At 66.4% G+C, this 22155-nt stretch carries 20 protein-coding genes; 13 read left to right on the forward strand and 7 right to left on the reverse strand.

What is annotated here, in order from left to right:
- Positions 1 to 34: 34 nt before the first annotated feature.
- The 6 genes from NA10_RS08650 (at position 35) to NA10_RS08675 (ending at position 9384) form a co-directional block, all read left to right on the forward strand.
- Positions 35 to 481 carry a single-stranded DNA-binding protein gene (locus NA10_RS08650; protein ID WP_067565675.1) on the forward strand — a complete coding sequence of 149 codons (447 nt, stop codon included), beginning with the start codon at positions 35 to 37 and terminating at the stop codon, positions 479 to 481.
- A gap of 10 nt (positions 482 to 491) precedes the next feature.
- Entirely contained in the window at positions 492 to 2168 is a 1677-nt protein-coding gene (gene ettA / locus NA10_RS08655; RefSeq protein WP_067565678.1) for an energy-dependent translational throttle protein EttA, read from the forward strand.
- Positions 2169 to 2529: 361 nt separating this feature from the next.
- Complete coding sequence (locus tag NA10_RS08660; protein WP_067565681.1) at positions 2530 to 7431, forward strand: NAD-glutamate dehydrogenase; 4902 nt, start codon at positions 2530 to 2532, stop codon at positions 7429 to 7431.
- Entirely contained in the window at positions 7428 to 7877 is a 450-nt protein-coding gene (locus NA10_RS08665; protein ID WP_281180158.1) for an acyl-CoA thioesterase, read from the forward strand. Before NA10_RS08660 ends, NA10_RS08665 begins: the two co-directional genes overlap by 4 nt.
- A gap of 13 nt (positions 7878 to 7890) precedes the next feature.
- Entirely contained in the window at positions 7891 to 8568 is a 678-nt protein-coding gene (locus tag NA10_RS08670) for a DUF8185 domain-containing protein (RefSeq protein ID WP_084514435.1), read from the forward strand.
- Positions 8569 to 8652: 84 nt separating this feature from the next.
- Positions 8653 to 9384, forward strand: coding sequence for a dienelactone hydrolase family protein (locus NA10_RS08675; RefSeq protein WP_067565684.1), 732 nt, complete (start codon positions 8653 to 8655; stop codon positions 9382 to 9384).
- 53 nt (positions 9385 to 9437) lie between these two features.
- Here NA10_RS08675 and NA10_RS08680 read toward each other — a convergent pair whose 3' ends face one another.
- Both NA10_RS08680 and NA10_RS08685 read right to left on the reverse strand, forming a co-directional pair.
- Positions 9438 to 9755, reverse strand: coding sequence for an AzlD domain-containing protein (locus tag NA10_RS08680; RefSeq protein ID WP_067565687.1), 318 nt, complete (start codon positions 9753 to 9755; stop codon positions 9438 to 9440).
- Positions 9756 to 9838: 83 nt separating this feature from the next.
- A complete protein-coding gene (locus NA10_RS08685; protein WP_084514436.1) occupies positions 9839 to 10810 on the reverse strand; it encodes an AzlC family ABC transporter permease in 972 nt (323 codons plus the stop codon).
- A 176-nt stretch (positions 10811 to 10986) separates the two neighbouring features.
- Here NA10_RS08685 and NA10_RS08690 point away from each other — a divergent pair, with 176 nt between their 5' ends.
- The gene (locus tag NA10_RS08690; RefSeq protein ID WP_067565690.1) at positions 10987 to 11559 is read left to right on the forward strand and encodes a helix-turn-helix domain-containing protein; all 573 of its coding nucleotides are present in this window, start codon (positions 10987 to 10989) and stop codon (positions 11557 to 11559) included.
- 26 nt (positions 11560 to 11585) lie between these two features.
- Here the strand turns inward: NA10_RS08690 and NA10_RS08695 are convergent, their stop codons facing one another.
- On the reverse strand, positions 11586 to 12281 hold the full coding sequence (locus tag NA10_RS08695; protein WP_174562489.1) for an HNH endonuclease: 696 nt from the start codon (positions 12279 to 12281) through the stop codon (positions 11586 to 11588).
- Positions 12282 to 12607: 326 nt separating this feature from the next.
- Between NA10_RS08695 and NA10_RS08700 the strand changes: the two genes are divergently transcribed.
- The 5 genes from NA10_RS08700 (at position 12608) to NA10_RS08720 (ending at position 16278) form a co-directional block, all read left to right on the forward strand.
- Positions 12608 to 13021, forward strand: a complete 414-nt coding sequence (locus tag NA10_RS08700) for a globin (protein ID WP_067565693.1) — start codon at positions 12608 to 12610, stop codon at positions 13019 to 13021.
- A gap of 157 nt (positions 13022 to 13178) precedes the next feature.
- On the forward strand, positions 13179 to 14786 hold the full coding sequence (locus NA10_RS08705) for a glycoside hydrolase family 13 protein (protein WP_067566119.1): 1608 nt from the start codon (positions 13179 to 13181) through the stop codon (positions 14784 to 14786).
- 77 nt (positions 14787 to 14863) lie between these two features.
- Positions 14864 to 15145, forward strand: a complete 282-nt coding sequence (gene ctaJ / locus NA10_RS08710) for an aa3-type cytochrome oxidase subunit CtaJ (protein ID WP_067565696.1) — start codon at positions 14864 to 14866, stop codon at positions 15143 to 15145.
- Positions 15132 to 15599 (forward strand): DUF5130 family protein, encoded by a 468-nt coding sequence (locus NA10_RS08715; protein ID WP_067565700.1) that lies wholly within the window; start codon positions 15132 to 15134, stop codon positions 15597 to 15599. Before ctaJ ends, NA10_RS08715 begins: the two co-directional genes overlap by 14 nt.
- A gap of 217 nt (positions 15600 to 15816) precedes the next feature.
- Positions 15817 to 16278, forward strand: a complete 462-nt coding sequence (locus NA10_RS08720) for a helix-turn-helix domain-containing protein (RefSeq protein ID WP_084514437.1) — start codon at positions 15817 to 15819, stop codon at positions 16276 to 16278.
- A 13-nt stretch (positions 16279 to 16291) separates the two neighbouring features.
- Here NA10_RS08720 and NA10_RS08725 read toward each other — a convergent pair whose 3' ends face one another.
- The 3 genes from NA10_RS08725 to pepN form a co-directional block, all read right to left on the reverse strand.
- On the reverse strand, positions 16292 to 16882 hold the full coding sequence (locus NA10_RS08725; RefSeq protein WP_067565703.1) for a ClpP family protease: 591 nt from the start codon (positions 16880 to 16882) through the stop codon (positions 16292 to 16294).
- A complete protein-coding gene (locus NA10_RS08730) occupies positions 16879 to 17484 on the reverse strand; it encodes a ClpP family protease (protein WP_067565707.1) in 606 nt (201 codons plus the stop codon). Before NA10_RS08730 ends, NA10_RS08725 begins: the two co-directional genes overlap by 4 nt.
- A gap of 165 nt (positions 17485 to 17649) precedes the next feature.
- A complete protein-coding gene (gene pepN, locus NA10_RS08735) occupies positions 17650 to 20238 on the reverse strand; it encodes an aminopeptidase N (protein ID WP_067565710.1) in 2589 nt (862 codons plus the stop codon).
- A gap of 128 nt (positions 20239 to 20366) precedes the next feature.
- Between pepN and NA10_RS08740 the strand changes: the two genes are divergently transcribed.
- Positions 20367 to 21239, forward strand: a complete 873-nt coding sequence (locus tag NA10_RS08740) for a phosphoribosylaminoimidazolesuccinocarboxamide synthase (RefSeq protein ID WP_084514438.1) — start codon at positions 20367 to 20369, stop codon at positions 21237 to 21239.
- Positions 21240 to 21438: 199 nt separating this feature from the next.
- On the opposite strand, the gene NA10_RS08745 is transcribed toward NA10_RS08740, so the two are convergent.
- On the reverse strand, positions 21439 to 22113 hold the full coding sequence (locus tag NA10_RS08745; RefSeq protein ID WP_067565713.1) for an NAD(P)H oxidoreductase: 675 nt from the start codon (positions 22111 to 22113) through the stop codon (positions 21439 to 21441).
- Between the last annotated feature and the right edge of the window lie 42 nt (positions 22114 to 22155).

A 22155-nucleotide genomic window follows, 5' to 3' on the forward strand; every position in this document is an offset into this window, starting at 1 on the left:
CAGCTCAGCACACGAATCGGTAAGGGGGACAGCGATGTACGAGGCGAATACCGCGGTGATCGGCAGGGTGGTCACCCATCCCAGTCGCCGGGCACTGCCCAACGGGGAACAGGTGCTCAGCTTCCGGCTGGCCAGCACCACCCGCCGATACGATGCCGCTAGCGGGGAGTGGGTCGATGGTGGCACGCTGTATTTGACGGTAACCTGCTGGCGCAAGCTCGTGGAGGGTGTCGAGGCGTCCCTGCAGCGCGGTGATCCGATCATCGCCTACGGTCAACTCCGCTCCAACGAGTACACCACCCGAGACGGTATGGAGCGCAACGATCTCGAGATGCGCGCCACAGCCCTCGGCCCCGACCTGGGCCGTTGCACCGCCCCGGTGCTGCGTAAACACTTCGGCCACAACGACCGCCCCGAGGCGTCGCCACAGCCGCCCACCGATGCCGACCGCGCCGGAGAACCGGCAACTCAACACAGTTAGGCTTGCCCATATGGCTGAGTTCATTTACCAGATGATTAAGGTTCGAAAGGCGCATGGCGACAAGGTCGTGCTCGATAATGTGACCTTGAACTTCCTTCCGGGCGCGAAGATCGGCGTGGTCGGCCCGAACGGTGCCGGTAAGTCGAGCGTTCTGAAGATCATGGCGGGACTGGACCAGCCGAACAACGGTGAGGCCTGGCTCGCGCCGGGGGCCACCGTGGGCATCCTCATGCAGGAGCCCGAGCTCAATGAGGCCAAGACCGTGCGCGGCAATGTCGAGGAGGGCCTCGGCGAGGTCAAGGTCAAGCTCGACCGCTACAACGAGGTCGCCGAACTCATGGGCGTCGAGTACACCGACGAGCTCATGGAGGAGATGGGCCAGCTGCAGGAGTACCTGGACCACGCCGATGCCTGGGATGTGGATTCCCAGCTCGAGCAGGCCATGGACGCGCTGCGCTGCCCGCCGCCGGACGAGCCGGTCACCAACCTCTCCGGTGGTGAGCGCCGTCGTGTCGCACTCTGCAAGCTGCTGCTGAGCAAGCCCGACCTGCTGCTGCTGGACGAGCCCACCAACCACCTCGACGCCGAATCGGTGCTGTGGCTGGAGCAGTTCCTGGCCAACTACCCGGGTGCAGTCCTGGCCGTCACCCACGACCGGTACTTCCTCGATAATGTCGCGGAGTGGATCCTCGAGCTCGACCGTGGCCGCACCTTCCCCTACGAGGGCAACTACTCCACCTACCTGGAGAAGAAGGCCGAGCGCCTCGAGGTGCAGGGCAAGAAGGATCAGAAGCTGCAGAAGCGCCTCAAGGACGAGCTGGCCTGGGTCCGCTCCGGCGCCAAGGCACGGCAGGCCAAGAACAAGGCGCGTCTGGGCCGCTACGAGGAAATGGCCGCCGAGGCCGATAAGCACCGCAAGTTGGACTTCGAGGAGATTCAGATCCCCGCGGGTCCGCGCCTGGGCAGCATCGTGGTCGAGGTCTCCAACCTGGACAAGGGCTTCGGCGATCGTCAGCTCATCAAGGATCTCTCGTTCACCCTGCCGCGCAACGGCATTGTCGGCGTCATCGGCCCCAACGGTGTCGGTAAATCGACGCTCTTCAAGACCATTGTGGGACTGGAGAATCCGGACAGCGGCACCGTGCGCGTCGGTGAGACGGTCAAGCTGAGCTACGTCGACCAGAACCGCGCGGGCATCGACCCGAACAAGAACGTCTGGCAGGTGGTCTCCGAGGGTCTGGACTTCATCCAGGTCGGCAATCAGGAGATGCCCTCCCGCGCATACGTTTCCGCATTCGGCTTCAAGGGCCCGGACCAGCAGAAGCCCGCGGGCGTGCTCTCCGGTGGTGAGCGCAACCGGCTGAACCTCGCGCTCACCCTCAAGCAGGGCGGCAACCTGATCCTGCTCGACGAGCCCACCAACGACCTCGATGTCGAGACCCTGGGCTCGCTGGAGAACGCGCTGGAGAACTTCCCGGGCTGCGCCGTGGTCATCTCCCACGATCGCTGGTTCCTGGACCGCACCTGCACGCACATCCTGGCCTGGGAAGGCAATGACGACAACGAGGCCGCGTGGTTCTGGTTCGAGGGCAACTTCGAAGCCTACGAGGCCAACAAGATCGAGCGCATGGGTCCGGAGGCGGCACGTCCGCACCGTGTCACCCACCGCAAGCTGACTCGCGACTGAGTCGGCTCACACGGCGCACGCGCGGGTGATTTCCATCGCCCGCGCGTCAGCCGCCGGCTGTTAACCAACGGCTCGCTGTTCACTCGGATGAGCACCGATATTGCTCTCGATGAACGGCTATCGAAGAGCGAACTCGACACTTTCGCGTACGCCTGATTGCGTGAAATGTCTTTTGGTGCAAGGTTTGTCGCGCACGACCTGGTGATTCCGGTCTGCTATGGCCAGTGCCGTACTGCCCGGTTTGCCTGAACCGTGCGACGCGGTGTGACATCGAGACGAATTCAGCCCGGCGCTACTCGCGTCCAGCTACTCTCGGACCGGCGTCACTTGGTTACGGAAACGAATCCCAGGAGTTGGCGAAATGACGGTCTCGTCCGAATTGTCCAGCGCGGCTTGGGCTGCGAGTTTGCCCGCGTCGTTGCGAGGCAACCTCGTATCCCTCGAGGAGGCGTATTTCCGTCACGTCGACGCGGGTGACGCGGACTGTGCGATCCCCGTGACCTCGACCCAGATCTTCCGCTGCCAGATCGATCTGGCCATGCAGCGCACCGTCGGCTCCGCCAGCCTGCGGGTCTACCATCCCGAGGACGATGCCGACTTGGGCGCGGCCGTGCAGATGGTCACCGACGATATGCCGCTGCTGGTCGAATCGGTCACCTCCTACCTGAGCCGGATGGGCGTCAGCGTCAGCGAGGTCGTGCACCCCATCTTCGAGGTCACCCGGGACGCCGCCGGCAACCTGAAAACCGCAGTGCCGCATGAGGTCGACGGCAATGGCGCGACCGATCTGCGCGAATCTTGGATGCATGTACAGCTGCACCCCTCTACCAGTCGCGAACAGCTCGAACAGGTGGCGCAGGGTCTGCCCGACGTACTCACCGATGTGCGCCAGGTGATCGGCGATACCGAGGCCATGCGCGAGGTGCAGAGCCGGGTCGCCGATGAGCTCGACGCGGCCGCCAAGGCGGGCACCTCTCATTTCGTGGCCACCGATCTCACCGACTGCGCCAATCTGCTGCGCTGGCTCGCGGACGGTCACTTCACCCCGCTCGGCTATGCCCGCTATGAGCGCAGCACCGTTGACGGACAGGCGAAGTCGGTCATGGCCTCGGGAACGGGCCTGGGCGTGCTGGGCTCACTGGACGGCACCGATTTCCGCGTGCCGGACAACAGCGGTGACCAGCCGCTGCTCATGCTCACCCAGGGCCTGGTCCCGGCCACCGTGCACCGCGCGGTCTACCCGTACTTCGTCGGCGTCGCCGAGATAGACGAATCCGGCAGTGTCACAGGCGAACACCTGTTCATCGGCGTCTTCACCGTCACCGCCCTGCACGAGAACGTGCTGGACATTCCCGTGATCGAACGCCGGGTGCGCTCGATCATCGAGGCCAGCGGTTTCGACCTGGACTCCTTCTCCGGGCAGCAGATGCTCGAGGTCATCCAGTCCTTCCCGCGCACCGAACTCTTCTCCTCGGACGGCGCCACCCTGCGCCGCACCGCCAGCGCCGTACTGAATGTCGGTATGCGCCGCCAGGTTCGGCTGTTCCTGCGCATGGACGGCTACGGCCGCTTCGTGGCCTGCATGGTCTACCTGCCGCGGGATCGCTACACCACCAGAGTGCGCCTGGAGATGCAGGACATCCTGGTCCGCGAACTCGGCGGCCAATCCATCGACTATTCGGCGCGCGTCTCCGAAAGCGACCTCGCCAGTGTGTATTTCACGGTGCGGCTGCCCGATGAGGGCGCGATCGCCGACACCTCCGAATCCAATCGGCTGCGCATCCAGCATCTGCTCGCCGAGGCCACCCGCACCTGGGAAGACCACCTGCGCGATGAGGTGGCCAACTCCACCGTGCTGGATCCGGCCGTGGTGCAGCGCTATGTCGACGCCCTCCCGGAGAGCTACAAGGAGGATTTCCACGCCGACCGCGCGGTCGCCGATATCCTTCGGCTGCAACGACTCTCCGAGGGCGGTATCGCCCAGTACCTGTACCGCAATGCCGATTCCGATCCGGGCTGCTGGCGATTCGCGCTGTACATCGGCGGCAGCGGCATCTCGCTGAGCCAGGTGCTGCCGGTGCTGCAGAGCCTCGGTGTCGAGGTGATCGACGAGCGCCCGCATCAGCTCGAATTCGACTCCGGTCCCGAGCAGTGGGTCTACGACTTCGGCCTGCTGGCCCGGCCCGAGCTCTTGCGCGCGGCGCTGGACCGCAATATGGACGCCGAACTGGTGGAATCCTCCGCCCGCCTCACCGCCTTGGACGATCAGGTGCGCGGTCTGCGCGAGCGTTTCACCACCGCGTTCGAAGCGCTCTGGTACGGCCGCGCCGAGGCGGACGGCCTCAATGAGCTGGTCTTGCGCGCCGAACTCGATTGGCGCACGGTCTCGATTCTGCGCGCTTACGCGAAATACCTGCAGCAGGCCGGATTCCCGTACAGCCAGGCCAATATCACCCGCGTTCTGCTGGCCTATCCGGATGCCTCGCGCATGTTCGTCGACCTGTTCGCCGCGCTCTTCGACCCCGACTCCGCGGACGAGAGCCATGCCCGCGATCTGGAAGGCGCGGTGCGGCACCGCATCGACGAGGTGGTGAGCCTGGACGCCGACCGCATCCTGCGCGCCATCCTCGGCCTGATCAAGGCCACCCTGCGCACCAACTACTACGTCACCGATGCCGAGGGCAACCCGCGGGAGTACCTGTCCTTCAAGGTGGAGCCGCGTGAGATCGCCGAATTGCCCAAGCCGCGACCTCAATTCGAGATCTTCGTGTACTCGCCCCGGGTCGAGGGCGTGCACCTGCGTTTCGGTCCGGTGGCGCGCGGCGGACTGCGCTGGTCCGACCGCCTGGAGGATTTCCGCACCGAGATCCTGGGCCTGGTCAAGGCGCAGGCGGTGAAGAACGCGGTCATCGTGCCCGTCGGCGCGAAGGGCGGCTTCGTGGTGAAGCAGCCACCGGCGGCCACCAACGATCCGGTCACCGATCGCCAGGCGCTGCAGACCGAGGGCATCGCCTGCTACCGCACCTTCATCTCCGGTCTGCTCGACGTCACCGACAATGTGGATCGGGCCACCGGACAGGTGATTCCGGCCGCGCGGGTGTTGCGCCGCGATGAGGATGACACCTATCTGGTGGTCGCCGCGGACAAGGGCACCGCCACCTTCTCCGATATCGCCAATGATGTCGCGCAGCAGTACGGTTTCTGGCTCGGTGACGCCTTCGCCTCCGGTGGTTCGGTGGGCTACGACCACAAAGCCATGGGCATTACCGCGCGCGGCGCCTGGGAGTCGGTGAAGCGGCATTTCGCCGAAATGGATATCGATACCCAGACAACGGATTTCACCGTCGTCGGCGTCGGCGATATGAGCGGTGACGTCTTCGGCAACGGCATGCTGCTGTCGAGGCATATCCGCCTGGTCGCCGCCTTCGACCATCGGCATATCTTCCTGGATCCGAATCCGGATGCGGAGAGGTCGTTCGTCGAGCGTGAGCGCCTGTTCGCGCTGCCGCGTTCGTCCTGGGCCGATTACGACCGCTCGCTCATCAGCGAGGGCGGTGGCGTCTACGACCGCACGGTGAAATCCATTCCGGTCAGCGAACAGGTGCGCGAGGTGCTCGGACTGGCCGCCGACATCAGCGCGCTGTCCCCGCCGGAATTGATTCGCGCCATTCTGAAATCGCCGGTCGGCCTGCTCTGGAACGGCGGTATCGGCACCTATATCAAGGCCAGTACCGAGACCAATGCCGAGGTGGGCGACAAGTCCAATGACGCGGTCCGGGTCAGCGCGAATGAATTGCGCGTCAAGGTGATCGGCGAGGGCGGCAATCTCGGCGCCACCGCCCTGGGCCGGATCGAATTCTGCCGGCTCGGCGGCAAGATGAACACCGACGCCCTGGACAACTCCGCGGGCGTGGACTGCTCGGACCACGAGGTCAATATCAAGGTCCTGCTCGACGGTGTGGTCTCGGGCGGTCAACTGCCCGCGGCCGAACGCAATCCACTGCTGGCCTCCATGACCGATGAGGTCGCGGCTCTGGTACTGCAGGACAACGTCTCGCAGAACTATCTGATGGGCATGTCCCGCGCCGAGGCGCCGCGCATGCTCAATGTGCACCATCGCGTCATCGCCGATCTGGAGGAGCGCCGCGGCCTGGATCGCGAGCTCGAGGCGCTGCCCAGCGATGCGGAGATGAAGATCCGCCAGGAGCACGGCGCGGGCCTCACCTCGCCCGAACTCTCGAATCTCATGGCGCACGTGAAGCTTTCGCTCAAGACCGACCTGCTCGCCGGGGATCTGCCGGACAGCGCCTACTTCTCGGCGCGCCTGCCGCACTACTTCCCGACCCCGCTGCGCACCCGTTTCGGCACGGCGATCAAGAAGCACCGGCTGCGCCGCGAAATCCTCACCACCATGCTGGTGAACGAGGTGGTGGATCTGGGCGGCATCACCTACGCGCACCGCCTCAACGAGGAGACCGGGGCCACCGCATCGGATGCGGTGCGGGCCTTCACCGCCGCCACCCAGATCTTCGATCTGCATTCGGTCTGGGATCGCATTCGCGCCGCCGAGATCTCCACGAGCATGAAGGACGCGCTCGAACTCGAGACCAAGCGCACCCTGGATCGCGCCTCGCGCTGGCTGCTCAACAATCGGCCGCAGCCCATCGCGGTCGGTGCGGAGATCCATCGGTACGCTCGCGAGGTGGGTCAGCTCGCGCCCAAGGTGCCGGGCTGGTTGCGCGGACACCATATCGACACGCTCAATGAGCAGTCGCAGGCCATTGTCGACCGGGGCGCGCCCTCGGACCTGGCGACCGAGGTGTTCGGGCTGCTGAATCTCTTCCCGCTGCTCGATGTGATCGATATCGCCGATATCACCGATCGCGGGGGTGAGGAGGTAGGCGCGCTGTACTACGCGCTCAATGATCACCTCAAGATCGATTGGTTGTTGCAGGCGGTCAGCCACCTGGAACGCGGTGATCGCTGGCATGCCCTCGCCCGGCTCGCCCTGCGCGACGATATGTACGGCTCACTGCGCTCGCTGACCCTGGATGTGCTCTCCGCGGGTGACCCGGAAGAGACGGCCGAGGAGAAAATTGCATACTGGGAGTCGAAAAATCAGTCTCGACTGGGTCGCGCCCGCGCCGCCCTCTCGGAGCTGTTCGAGTCCGGAACCCACGACCTGGCCACGCTGTCGGTTGCGGCGCGGCAGGTGCGCAGCATGGTGAGCGGGGTGGGTGCGCAATCGGAGGTACCGCGTTGACGAGTGTCGATTCACTGAATGGCAAGACGGAGGTGCGTTTTCACACCAAAGTCGAGGTGCGCTGGTCCGATATGGACGCCTTCCAGCACATCAACCATGCCCGCATGGTGACGCTGCTGGAGGAGGCGCGCATTCCGTGGCTCTTCACCGATGACCGCCCCACCGTGCGACTGCGCTCCGGCTGCGTGCTGGCGGATCTGCGGGTGCAGTACAAGGGTCAGCTGCGGCATGAGGATTCCCCGCTGGATGTCTCCATGTGGATCGACCGGCTGCGCGCCGTCGACTTCACCGTCGGCTACGAGGTGCGCGCCGGCGGCGCGGATCCCGACTCCCCACCCGCGGTGATCGCCTCCACCCAGCTCGCCGCCTTCGATATCGACACCCAGCGACTACGCCGCCTGGACGCCGCGGAGCGGGACTACCTGTCGCTGTGGCTGGCCGACTGAGCCGTCGACCACAGTGACGTTCGGCGAACTCACCCTGCACATTCCCGACCCCGCGGAGCGCGAGAACCTCTCGGCCTTCATCACCCATGCGGTGCGGTTGGATCCGGGCGCGGTCATCCGGCTGCGCCGCCGCGGGGATCGTTACGTATCCGCCTGGGCCGGAACCGGTTTCGAGGCGCTCGCGGTGCGCACCGTGGTGGCGGCGCTTGGCACCGACGATGTGACCGTCAGCGGGGATACGGTGCTCGCCGGGCTGCACGGCCCGGACAGCGCCGAACCCTTCCCGCTCGGCTACGCCATGGATTCGGCCTGGCGCTCCGCGCTGCCGCCGGAGTCGGGCTTCGTGCACATCGACGATGTGCCCGCCCGCATGCTCGTCGAATTGGCCGAGCGCGGAGCCGAATTGGCGCAGGAGCACGGCTCGAGTCACGGCCCGCCCGCCTCGCTCCTGGATCAGACGGTGCTGACCGTATCCGGGCCGGGTGAACAGGTCGAAGTGCCCATGCGCGTCGTCTTCGCCCTGGCCGCAATGGATTTCATCCCGCACGGTGGGGAGAAGACCGATTCCCGGCGCATCCCGGCCGATGAGATCGTCCGGGTGCGCGCCGCCCGTACCTGGCTGCGGCTGGATGCCCGCTACGGTTCGGTCGCCCGGCGGCGCGGACCCGCGATTCCACTGCTCTCGCACTGATATCCCGCCCCGCCATCGAATCGCCGATGGCAGGAATCATCGGTCCGATTGGTGGAGCCCGGACGCCCTGGCTACCTTGAGCTCATGAGCGAGAGGGCCATCGTGACCGAGTGGATCGATGTCGAGGTCGGCGGCGCGGTAATGAGCACGTACCTGGCGCGACCGGAGGCTCCCGGCGCGTATCCGGGAGTCATTGTCGGCCATGAGATCTACGGTCAGCATGAATCGGCGCTCGCCGCGGCCGAGCGGCTGGCGGCCTTGGGCGTCACGGTGCTGGTCCCGGACCTGTTCCACCGCACCGAATCCCGCGCCCGCCTCGACTGGACCGCCGAGGGCCGCGAACGCGGACTCGAACTGCTGCGCACCCTGGGTCGAGCCGATGTCGTCGCAGATATCTCGGCGTGCATCGAGGAACTGAACCGCCGCAATGCCACCGCGGTGGGCATGGTCGGCTTCAGCGCGGGCGGCCACGTCGCCTACTACGCCGCCACCCAACTCCCGCTGAACGTGGTGGCCGCCTTCTACCCCGGCTGGCTCACCAATACCGAAATCCCGCTCTCCACACCGGAACCCACCATAGAATTCACCTCCGGGATCACCGGACGGGTCCTGCTCTTCTTCGGCGGCCTGGATCCCCTCATCGATGCGCAGGCCCGCGCCGAACTCGGAAAGGCCTTCTCGGACAACGGTATCGACCACGAACTCGTCGTTTACGAGGACGCCCCACACGGTTTCGTCTACCCCGGCCGCGACTGGTACCGCCCGGAGGATGCCGAAGACGCCTGGGCGCGCCTGGTGAACCTACTGCGCGGCTGAATTCTCACCCCTGTCCACGCCGACCCCGCACAAGCGCGGGTGCGCGGATGGCGTCAGCGCACGCCGATCGCGCGCAGGCCCCCGGTGAGCACGGCTGCGGTCAGGATCACGACCAGTAGCGGTGCTCGTCGCCACGCCAGTACGGCGGCGACGAGCACCCCGGCGGGCAGCGCGAGCCCGAATTCGCCACTGCGCGAGGGTATGAGCGTGGTGACCGCCAGCGCCGCCAGCAGTACGACCGACGCGATCTCCAGCAGCTTGACCGTGCGCGGGGAGATCTTCACCCGACTGCGCAGCGCGGGCCCCGCGAAACGGAATGCGAAGGTGCCCACCGCAAGTGCGCAGACTCCGGCGATCAGTGTGCTCGTCATGGCGGCACCTCCTTCAGGGTTGGAATGCGGCGGCCGCTCGGGCCGCGGTGGCTGGGCTGGGATTCGTGTTGTGGGGCCGAAAGTTACGCGGCCGCGGCGGCCTTCGCGGTAGCGGTCGCCGCGACAGATTCGACGCTGGCCGTAGGAGTCCGCCGGTTGTCCACGAGCAGTTCCTGGCTGTCTACGAGAGGCTCCCCGCTGTCCGCGAGAGGCTTCCGGTTGCCCGAGAGAGGCTCCCCGCTGTCCGAGAGAGGCTCCCCGCTGCCCGGGAGAGGCTTCCGGTTGTCTACGAGCAACTCCCGACTGCCCGCGAGAGGCTTACCGATGTCCGCGAGAGGCTTGCCCGTGTCCGCGGGCGAAGTCCCCGCGCCCGTATCGGTTGTGGCGCTGCCCGCGCGGCGGACGACCAGCAGCACCGCGGTCAGGGCGAGCAGCACCGGCAGGCCCGCGCCCAGGAAAGGCGTGGAGATCGCCGCGACCACCGCACCAGCCAGCGCGGCGGTGCGAGTGAGCGGGTCGCGCAGCGCCGGGAGCACCAGGCTGATCAGAACGGCCGGGAATACGGTGTCCAAGCCGAAGGCGTTCGGATCGGGGACCACCGAGCCCAGTACCGCGCCGACGGCCGCGCCCAGTGGCCAGGCGGCCAGTACCGCCAATCCGCAGAGCCAGTAGGCCGCGCGGCGGCGGGGCCGGTCGGGCTGGGACAGGGCCATGGCGACCGATTCATCGTTCATGACATGCGTGCCGAGCAGTCGCCGCCAGCCGGTGCCCACCACATCCGGTACGGACAGCCCGTACGGCAGATGCCTGGCATTGACCAGCAAACCCGCCAGCACGGCGGCGACGAGGCTGCCGCCCGCGGTGAGAATGCCCAGGAAGACGAATTCTGATCCGCCCGCGACCACGGCCACGCTCATCAGCATGGGCAGCCAGGCGGGGAATCCGGCGGTGACGGCGGTGGCGCCGTAGGAGACGCCGATCATGGCGACTGCCAGGCAGATCGCCGCGATCCCCGTGAGTACACCCCGATCGAGTGTTCGCCATATCGAACGCATGCCGTCTATATTGAACGAAGTTCGTTCGATAAGTCAAAGACTTTCACAGGCCGCCGAGCGGCCATTTCGGCATGCCCGAATCAGCGTCCAGGATAGTTCCGGTAACTCCGCGGCTACTCCGCTCGGGCGCGCACTCGTGGTGTACGGCGCGGGGCCGGGTACTGTGTGAAGCCGATATGACCCAGTCCGACAGCCCCGCGTCCGCGTCTCCGCAGGAGGCGATCGCCGCTGCGCTGCGCCGGGAGCGAGCCCGGGCGGGGCTTTCGCTCACCGAGGTCGCGCGCAAGGCGGGAATCGCGAAATCCACTCTCTCGCAACTGGAGTCAGGTTCGGGCAATCCGAGTATCGAGACGCTGTGGGCGCTGTGTGTCGCCCTGGATATCCCGTTCTCGCGACTGCTGGATCCGCCACGGCCGATGGTTCAGGTGATTCGTCTGGGTGAGGGCGCCATGCTCGCCTCGTCCCAGTCGGAATATCGAACGACTCTGCTCGCGGCCTCACCGCCCACCGCGCGCCGCGATATCTACCGCATTACCGCCGAACCCGGACATTCTCGCGATTCGGATCCGCACAGCCACGGTGTGGTCGAACACATTGTGCTGGGCGGTGGCCGGGCCAAGGTCGGTCCCGCGGAGGCCCCGGTGGAACTGGGTCCGGGTGATTACATCTGCTATCCCGGTGACTCGCCACACGTCTTCGAGGCGCTCGAACCGGGCACCTGGGCACTACTGGTCAGCGAATACAGCTGATCGGAGGATGGGCTGGGCGGTCTGGGTCAGGCCGCGCCTTCGCCGAGGTACTGCAACCAGGCCGGGTCCAATTCGGAGCTGGCGGTGAGCAGTCGCCAGTGCGGGCCCTTGGGCGCCACCATCTGATGGTGCAGGGTCCAACCCAATTCGCTGAGCAGTTTGTCGGCCTTGCGGTGATTGCAGGGGGCGCAGGAGGCAACGCAGTTCTCCCACGAGTGCGCACCACCGCGGCTGCGGGGGACCACATGGTCGATGGTTTCGGCCTTACCGCCGCAGTAGGCGCAGCGATAGCGGTCGCGGTGCATGAGCGCGGCGCGCGTCATGGGCACGCGGGCGCGATAGGGGACATGCACGTAGGTGCGTAGTCGGATGACCGAGGGGAGCGCCACCGAGGTGCCGGCGGAGTGCACGACCGGACCTTCGGGATTGTCGTGAACGGTATGCGCCTTATCGCAGATGAGCAGTACGACGGCGCGGCGCGCGGAGAGCGCGGTGAGCGGCTCGTAGGTGGCGTTCAGGAGCAGAACGCGACTCTTACTCCAGCTCAGGCCGGGAGTGACATCGGCCGGGCGATGCGCGGAATGGTCATGATGCGCATCCGGATAGGAATGTTCGGACAAGATGTGCAGCGGAGTAGCCCCCGAGCCACGATTGTGGACGTCGGCGGGCTGGAGTTGTCGGTGCGTGCGCGCCTCATGCCGGGCGCCGTGCCGCTGCTTCATGGTGCAATACCCCGAATCCGTATTCGTCCGATGGTGTGGTATTCGGCAGACTGCCACCCAGTTGACCATGGAACGCCGCACATTGCACGGTGATTTCGCACATTGTCGGGCACAAACGGATGAACGACTTATGACGGTGCCGTCTCGCCCCTCCGCTGCGCTCCGGGGCGGAGTTCGCGGCCCCGAAGTCCCGGTTCTTCCCTCCCGCCGCTCCCTCCCGCCGCTCCCTCCCGCCGCTCCCTCCCGCCGCTCGGTCCAGAACCGGGACGGCCGCGAACTTGGGTGGGTTCGTACCCGGGACATGTGTTTCGGATCCGGCGGGCACAATGGTTGGCGTGACTTCGGGCGAGCAGACAGCGACCTCCTTCTACGAAGCCGTGGGCGGGGCGGAGACCTTCGAGCGGATCGTCGCCGCCTTCTATCGGGAGGTGGCGGGCGATGAGGTGTTGCGCCCGCTGTACCCGGAGGAGGATCTCGGTCCCGCCGAACGCCGGTTGCGGATGTTCCTGGAGCAGTACTGGGGCGGGCCGCGCACCTACGGTGACGAGCGCGGACATCCGCGCCTGCGGATGCGGCACCACCCCTTCAAGATCGGCCCGATCGAGCGGGACGCCTGGTTGCGGGCCATGCACATCGCCGTGGCCGAGATCGAGCCCGCACTGCTCGACGACGCTCATCGCAAGCAGCTGCTGGACTACTTCGAGATGGCCGCCAATTCGCTCATGAACTCGCCCATCTGAACTCGTACCGCAGAAGGTGAAGGCCCCCAGAGCGTTTCCGGTGCGGGATCTCGTCCGCTGATCATTTGCTGAATCTGGACAAGTGTCGCCGTCGTGCCCTCGAGTGTCGGCGGGCTTTGGCACCATTACGGCTGTGACCGAGAACTCCGCCGCCGCCGTGCCCTCCGCCGCACCGGGTTTCGTGCCCGCGTCGGCACCCTGGTGGCGGTCCGCCGTCTTCTATCAGGTGTACCCCCGCTCGTTCGCGGACTCCGATGGTGACGGCGTCGGTGACCTGCGCGGATTACGGGACAAGCTGGGCTATTTGGAGCTGCTCGGGGTGGATGCGCTGTGGATCTGCCCGGTCATGCGCTCACCCATGGCGGACGGCGGCTACGACGTGGCCGACCCGCGCGATATCGATCCGCTCTTCGGTGGGCTGCGCGCGCTCGACGAGTTGATCGACGAGGCGCATCACCGGCAGATGCGGGTCACCATGGACCTGGTGCCCAATCACACCAGCGATCAGCATCCCTGGTTCGCCGCCGCGCTGGCCGCCGCTCCGGGGAGTGCGGAGCGTGCCCGCTATTGGTTCCGCGACGGTCGCGGCCCGGATGGCAGTGTGCCGCCGAACAATTGGCCGAGCATCTTCGGCGGCCCGGCCTGGACCCGGGTCACCGAGGCCGACGGCAGTCCGGGGCAGTGGTATCTGCATATCTTCGCTCCCGAACAGCCGGACCTGAATTGGGAGAATCCGGAGGTGGCGGCGGATTTCGAACAGACAATGCGGTTCTGGTTGCTGCGCGGGGTCGACGGATTCCGTATCGATGTCGCGCACGGAATGGCCAAACCCGCTGGTCTACCGGATATGGAGCTGCCGCAACGGACTCCGGACGACACCCATTTGGTGGTGCACGACGATAATGATCCGCGCTTCAACAATCCGGCCGTGCATGACATCCATCGCCGGTTGCGAAAGGTCATGGACGAGTTCCCGGACGCGGTTTCCATCGGCGAAGTCTGGGTGGACGACAACACTCGATTCGGTGATTATGTGCGCCCGGACGAGCTACACCTGGCATTCAACTTCCGATTAGCCGAGACGCCGTTCCATCCCGACAGAATCCGTGACGCCGTGGACAATTCGCTGCACGCGGTCGCGGCGGTCGGCGCCAGTCCCACCTGGACGCTGTCCAATCACGATGTGGAGCGCGAGGTCAGCCGCTATGGCGGCGGCGCGATCGGGCAGGCGCGGGCGCGGGCCATGATCATGCTGGAATTGGCGCTGCCGGGCAGCGTATTCATCTACAACGGTGCGGAATTGGGGTTGCCCAATATCGACGATCTGCCCGCGGACGCGCTGCGGGATCCGACCTGGGAGCGCTCGGGTCACACCCGCCGCGGCCGGGACGGCTGCCGGGTGCCGCTGCCGTGGGAGGGCGAGCAGCCGCCCTTCGGGTTCACCACCGGGACGCCGTGGCTGCCCATGCCGCCGCAGTGGTCAGGAGTGACGGTGGAGAAACAGTTGGAGCGTTTGGACTCCATGCTGTCGTTGTATCGGATGGCCATCGAATTGCGCGGCGTGCGACCGGAATTCGCCGGGCCCGGACTGGAGTGGTACGGAAGTCCGCCCGGCTGCCTGGCATTTCGCCGTGATGGCGGGTTGCTATGTGTGCTCAATGCCACCGATGCGCCGATAACGCTGCCGGCCGGAGATGTGCTGCTGTCGAGTGCTCCGATTAGCGTCAGAAAACTTCCGGCAAACTCTACGGCCTGGTTAATTTGAGCAAGATCACGACGACACGTAAGCGTGTGTACTCACCGGTCGGTGGCGCGGATCCGGGCATCCATTACCGTTGAGCGGTGAGCATTCTCCAGACTGTGCTGATCTACGTCGGCATCCCGCTTGCGATCTATTTGGTGATCGCCGGATTGTCGTTCCTCGGTAAGCCGCTGCCCGGCAAGAAGCCGGACCACTTCGAGCTCGGCGCGGAGTGGACCCAGCCCCCGGTGCTGTGGAGCGCGACGGACGAGGTGACCGGTTTCGGTCATCACGACAATGCTGAGTCATCGCATGGCAACCATGCTGCTATCGAATCCGCCGCGGCGGACCTGATCGGAGGCCGGGCAAGTGGCAAGTTCTAATTGGCCCGCGGTGAACGAGGCCGAGCTACCGCACGGCTACGCGGTCACCGTGAGCGGACGCGTCTCCGGTGTGCACGAGGCGGGTGACGTCTTCAGCGAGGTGCCGTTCACCGATCATGAGCGCCTGCTCATGGACAACGCCCTCACCGATGCCACCCGCGCCACCAAGGTGCGGTTCAACATCTTCATCGGTGATCTCGGCGCGGATTCCGCCGCCGGCGCGGACGCGGTCTTCCCCGGTACCCCCGAGGCGCGCCGTTCGGTGCTCATCGCGGTCGATCCCAATGCCAAGGCGGTCGAGGTGCGCTCGGGCATCGAGGTCGCCAAGCGCGCCAACGACAATGTCTGCCAGCTGGGCGCCACCGCCGCCCTGAGCTCCTTCCGCAAGGGTGAGCTGATCGACGGCCTGGTCTCCGCGGTGCGCGTCATGGCCGCCTCCATCGGCCGGGTCTGAGTCCCGCACCGGCGTCGCGAATCCGCGCGGCGCCGGGACACTTTCGCACCCCTTCCATCTCCGCGCCCCCGCTTCTCGACCGGGTACGCGCAGAGGGAAGGGGTGCGCTGTTTTCCTGTGCCCGGTATCGGCCCCCGGCCGCATCCACCGCCGCGATCCCTTCTGCTCAGAGCAGAACGGCGCGCACCGGCCGGTCGCGCCGACTTACGCTCGGACCATGTCCGAGCAGCCGCGTCTCCACTCCATCCCCGGCGGACTCGCCGAGCGGGCCGAAAGCCCGAACCCGCAGCCGGTGCCCGTGCTGCCGGGCGATGGCCCCGCCCGGAGCGTTGTGCTCCCGGAATCCCGTACCGATCGCCCCCGCGCGTTGCGCCCGGTGCGCGAGCCGCTGTGGCGCGAAGTCCTCGGTGCGCAACTGCGTGCACTGCGCCAGGAGCAGGGCGAGAAGCTCGTGGAAACCGCCGGGCGCGCCGGGATTTCCCCGCAGTACCTCTCCGAGGTCGAACGCGGGCGCAAGGAACCCTCCAGCGAGATGATCGCGGCCCTCGCGGGCGCACTGGGCACCGACCTCATCGGCCTCACCCAACTGGTCGCCACCGAACTCCGCCGCCAGCGCATGTCCGCCATCACCCGCCCCACCGCACAGGTGTTCAACGGCCCGGTCATGCTGGCTGCCTGATCCCCGGGGTGAATCAGTCTCGGGGGCCGAGGATTTGGTCCACGAGGCCGTAGTCGCGGGCGGCTTCGGCGGTGAGGACGCGGTCGCGGTCGGTGTCGCGGCGCAGTGCTTCGAGGGGTTGGCCGGTGTGTTCGGAGAGGATGGCCTCGACCTCGGCGCGCAGGCGGACCACCTCGTCGGCCTGGATGATCAGGTCGGGGATGGTGCCGCGGCCGCTGATGGCGGGCTGGTGCAGCACCACCCGGGCGTGCGGGAGCATGGTGCGGCGGCCCTTCGCGCCGCCCGCGAGCAGGACCGCGCCGACCGCGATGGCCTGGCCCACACAGGTGGTCGCCACCGGGGACGAGATGTGCTGCATGGTGTCGTAGACCGCGAGCATGGCGGACAGATCGCCGCCCTCGCAGTTGATATAGAGGTTGATCTCCTGCCCCGGACTGTCGGCGTCCAGGTGCAGGAGTTGGGCGATGAGCGCATTGGCGACACCGGAATCGATTGGTGTGCCCAGATATACGATCCGCTCGGCCAGCAGATGCGAGTACACGTCCATGATGCGCTCACCGCGCGGATGCTGGGCGATCACATTGGGAATGGTGTAGCTGGTCATGCCGAGATCCCCATCTTCGGTCGTTGCGGGATGATCTGCCAGAAGGATTCGACGATCCCGTCGATGAATCCGTAGTCCTTCGCCTGCGCCGCGGTGAACCAGCGATCGTGCAGGGAATCGTCGTAGACCTGGTCGAAGGGCTGCCCGGTGTCCTGTGCGATCAACCCGAGCACGGTCTGCACGGTGTACCGCAGATCATCGGCTTGGACCTCCACCTCGACCGCACTACCCCCGATTCCGGCCGACCCCTGATGCATGAGAATCCGGGCGTGCGGCAGCGCGAACCGCTTGCCCGGAGTCCCGGACGACAGCAGGAATTGCCCAGCGCTGCAAGCCAATCCGAGTGCCAGCGTGGAAACGTCACACGGCACCAACCGCATCACATCCCGAATGGCGAGCATGGCGGGCACCGACCCACCCGGCGAGTGAATCCACAGCGATATCCCCGCCTCGGAGTCCTCGGTCGCCAACTGCAGCATCTGCGTCATCAGCAGCGCCCCATTGTCATCGTCGAGCGCACCGTCCAACACCAGAATCCGCTTACCGAACAGCTGTTCCCGTGTGCGCCAATTGAACATCGGCGCCTTCTCATCCTGTGCCATGAACCCACCGTGCCGCACCCCCGGCCGAAATAGCCGCCCCCGCTGCCCACAGCAGATCCGCCCAGGGCAGCGCCATTCGGGAGTCTTGGCGCCGGAAGACGCGGGAGTCGGAAATGCCGCAGCCCCTCTCGCCTCGGGAGGCGAAAGGGGCTGCGGGGGTGGGGGTTAGGTGCGGTCGAAGGCTCGGGCTCGGAGGGAGCGTTCGATGCCTGCCTTGCCTTCTACGACCAGGCGGCGCAGGGCCGGGGGATGGTCGTTGGAGAGGAATTTGTCGGCTATCGCTACCGCCTCGTCGCTGATGGCCCAGTGGGGGTACAGGCCGACCACCACGGTTTGGGCTACTTCGCTGGAGCGGCGGTCCCAGACCGCGGGGATTTCGGCGAAGTAGCGTTCGACGTACGGGGTGAGCAGGTGGGCTTGGCCGACCGGGGCGAAGCCGGTGACAATGGCGCGGGCGGTGATGTTGGGGACCGAATCGTCTTCCATGACCGTGGCCCACGCCTTGGCCTTGACCGGGATCTGCGGGCGGGCCGTGGCCGCCGCGGCGGCTTGACGGCGACCGGCGGCGGTGTCGTCGCGCGCCAATTCGGCGTCGATGACGGGGGTTTCGATGCCATCGTTGTCGATATCACCGGCGGCGGCGAGCGCCTGGATGAGCCGCCAGCGCAGGTCGGTGTCGACCACGAGGCCGGGCAGGGCTGCCGCTGGATCGCCCTCGAGGACCTGGCGCAGCGCCTCGATATGGCGGACCGACAGGTGCGCTCCGGTGAGCGCATTGACGAAGGCCAGCTGGTGGTCCGAGCCGGGTTCGGCGGCGCGCGCCAGCGCGAGCAGGCGGTCCGCGAATTCGCCCCAGCCGGTGTCGGCGGCCCAGTTCGGGTCCGCGTAGGAGGAGATGGCGGTGTGCGCCTGCATCAGAAGGCGTTGCACCACACCAATTTCGGTCTCCGCGCCGACACCGCGCTGTACCAGGGCGACGAAATCGCGGGCCCGCATCTCGGCCTGCCGGGTCATCTCCCAGGCGGCCGACCAGGCCAGCGTGCGGGGCAGCGGTTCGGCGATATCGGCAATGCGATCCACCACGGTCTCGAGCGAATCGGCGTCCAGCCGCACCGAGCAGTAGGTCAGGTCGTCGTCATTGACCAGCACCAGTTTCCCGCGCGCGACACCGATCAGCTCCGGCACCTCGGTGCGCTCGGCCGGATCGATATCGAGCTCGATGCGCTTGGTGCGCACCAGCTTTCCATCCTGATCGTCATAGATGCCGATGGCAAGGCGATGCGTGCGCCGCTCACCCGCACCGGGTTCCGCGCCGTCCTGGATCACGGTGAACGAGCTGTACTTGCCCTCGGCGTCGACGGTGAACTCCGGGCGCAGGATGTTGAGCCCGGTGGTCTTGAGCCACTGCGCGCCCCAGTCGGACAGGTCGCGCCCGGACGCCTTCTCCAGCGCGCCCACCAGATCATCGAAAGTGGCGTTGCCGTAGGCGTGTTCGGTGAAGTAGTCGCGCAGCCCCGCCAGGAACGGCTCCTGCCCGACGTACGCCACCAGCTGCTTCAGCACGGAAGCGCCCTTGGCGTAGGTGATTCCGTCGAAGTTCACCTCGACCGCGTGCAGATCCGGGATGTCCGCGGCAATGGGGTGGGTGGAGGGCAGCTGATCCTGCCGGTACGCCCAGGACTTCTCCACATTGGCGAAAGTGGTCCAGGCATTGGTGTATTCGGTCGCGCCGACCTGGCACAGCACCGACGCGAAGGTGGCGAAGGATTCGTTCAACCACAGGTCGTCCCACCACTTCATGGTGACCAGATCGCCGAACCACATGTGCGCCATCTCGTGCAGCACGGTCTCGCAGCGGCGCTCATAGGAGGCGCGAGTCACCTTGGAGCGGAACACATAATCTTCCAGGAAGGTGACCGCGCCCGCGTTCTCCATTGCGCCCGCGTTGAATTCGGGGACGAACAGCTGGTCGTACTTGCCGAAGGCGTAGGGCACACCGAAATTGGTGTGGTAGAAGCCGAAGCCCTGTTTGGTTTCGGTGAAAAGCCTTTCGGCGTCCATGTATTCGGCGAGCGAGGCACGGCAGTAGATGCCGAGCGGGATCTCCCCGTGCGCATCGGAGTAGCTGTCGGTCCATTTGGCGTACGGACCGGCGATCAGCGCCACCAGATAGGTGCTCATGCGCGGGGTGGTCGCGAAGGTGTGCTCGACGACGGTGCCGATGGTGCGGCTCGACACCACCGCCCCGTTGGAGATGACCTCCCAGTCCTGCGGCGCGGTCACGATCATGTCGTAGGTGGCCTTGAGGTCCGGCTGGTCGAAGCAGGCGAACATGCGCTTGGCGTCGGCGGTCTCGAACTGCGAGTACAGGTACACCTTGTCATCGGTGGGGTCGACGAACCGGTGCAGGCCCTCACCGGTGTGCGAATACTCGGCATCGGCCTCGATGACCAGCTCATTGCGGGCGGCCAGATCGGTGAGGGTCAGCCCCTGTGATTCGTCATAACCGCTGACATCGATCGCGACACCGTTCAGGACGGCCGAGCGCAGCCCCGCGCCGACGAAGTCGATGAAGGTCCGCGCGCCCGGTGTCGCCGTGAATGTCACCGTGGAGCGCGAGAAGAAGAGGTCGCTGGTCGCCGCTTCGGCGCTGGTGGGCTGCCCGGTCAGGTCCAATTCGACGCGGTAGTTCTCCACCTGGACCGTCGCGGCGCGTTCGATCGCCTGCTCGCGGGTGAGATTCGGTGCGGACAAGGGTGCTCCTTCGCTCTCGGAACTCTGTGCCGTGTGGGGACGCGACTGTGCCAACAATGCCACGTCCGCCGGGTCCCGCGCTGCGGGTTATGGCGGGGTGCCGGACCGAATCGGCACGTCGGTAGGGTGTGCGGTGGCAGCGATCCCAGTCCGAGGAGGAGAAGTTGAAGCACATTCACGCCGGTAAGGTGCGCGACCTGTACGAGGACGGCGATTCGCTGATCCTGGTCGCATCCGACCGGGTGTCGGTGTTCGACGTGGTGCTGCCCACCCCGATTCCGGAGAAGGGGGCCATGCTCACCCAGTTGTCGAACTGGTGGTTCGGCTTCTTCGACGGGATTCCCAATCACATTCTCTCCACCACCGATGTCCCCGCGGAGTTCGGCGGACGCGGGGTGCGGGTCAAGCCGCTGAAGATGCTGAAGGTGGAGTGCGTTGCGCGCGGCTATCTCACCGGCGGTGGCCTGGCCGAGTACAAGCGCAGCGGCACCGTCTCGGGTATCGCGCTGCCGCCCGGCCTGCGCGACGGCGACAAGCTGCCCGAACCCCTCTTCACCCCGAGCACCAAGGCCGATGAGGGCCATGACGAGCCCATCTCGTTCGCCGAGGTGATCAACCAGGAGGGTGCGGAGGTCGCGAACAAGCTCCGCGATCTGACCCTGGAGATCTATTCGCGCGGCGCGGAGCACGCCGCCTCCCGCGGTGTGATCATCGCCGATACCAAGGTCGAATTCGGTTGGGACGGTGACGTTCTCACCCTCGGCGATGAGGTCCTCACCTCCGACTCCTCGCGTTTCTGGCCCGCCGACGACTATGCGCCCGGCCGCCCGCAGGCCTCGTTCGACAAGCAGTACGTGCGCGACTGGTCCGTGGGCACCGGCTGGAACAAGGAGTACCCCGGCCCGGAGCTCCCGGCCGAGGTCATCGACATCACCCGCCAGAAGTACATGCAGGCTTATGAACTCATCACCGGGACACCCTGGACCGGGAGCTCGATCTAGTCGCTCACCGTCGCGGGCGGATCGCCGACGCGCAGATCCGTGACCAGCCCCCGCGCGTTTGCATCCCGCGGGTGCAGCCGAACCGGTTCGCGCCCGCCGATTTTCGTGGAGTGGCTGTGCGCGCCGACATCGAGCTGACTGTGTAGTGTCGAGCGCGGCTGATCGGCCGCCAATTGCAGCGGAAATCGATCGGCGCTGCTCAGGCGGGGATGCCGACGGGGGTCAGGAAATCGGTGACATGCTGGGCCGCCGTGCGCTCGAAGGCGGCGAAATGCGCGTCGCGGGCCGCGCCGGTGACGGCCGCGCCGATCTCCAGATTGCCTACGGCATCGAGGCGTTGGGGGCGTTCCTCGGCGTCCGGCAGGACCACGGTGCGGGAATCGGAGAGGCCGCAGTAGTAGGCGATGGAGGCGCTGAGCTGGGTGTCGAGCATGGTCTTGATGGCGGGGATGATGCCGTCGTCGGCGGTCGCACCGGCCAGGCCGAGCCACAGCATGCGCTTGCCCGCGAGGCGGGGTTTGCTGCGGCCGTAGGCGAATCCGTAGTTCCAGACCCGGTCGATCCAGCCCTTGAGCAGGGCGGGGACATATGCCCAGTAGATGGGGAAGACGGCGATGATGACCTCGGCGGCCAGGACCCGGCGCATATGGTCCTCGACCTCGGGGGAGAAGACCTTGTCGCGGTCGTTCCAATCGGGTTGGTCCGCGGTGTTCATCCGCGGGTCGAAGCCCTCGCCATGCAGGTCGAGCAGGTCCACGGTGTAACCGGCGTCCTCGAGCTGGGTGACGGTGCGGCGCGCGATATGCGCGGTGAGCGAATCGGACCGATGATGCGAAAGCACCACCAGGGCGGTGCGGGTATCGTTGTGCGACAAGGGATTTCCTCCTGATCAAAGGGAGCGCGGCTGCGATATCCC

The organism is Nocardia acidivorans NBRC 108247, assembly GCF_001625085.1.
GTDB lineage: Bacteria > Actinomycetota > Actinomycetes > Mycobacteriales > Mycobacteriaceae > Nocardia > Nocardia acidivorans.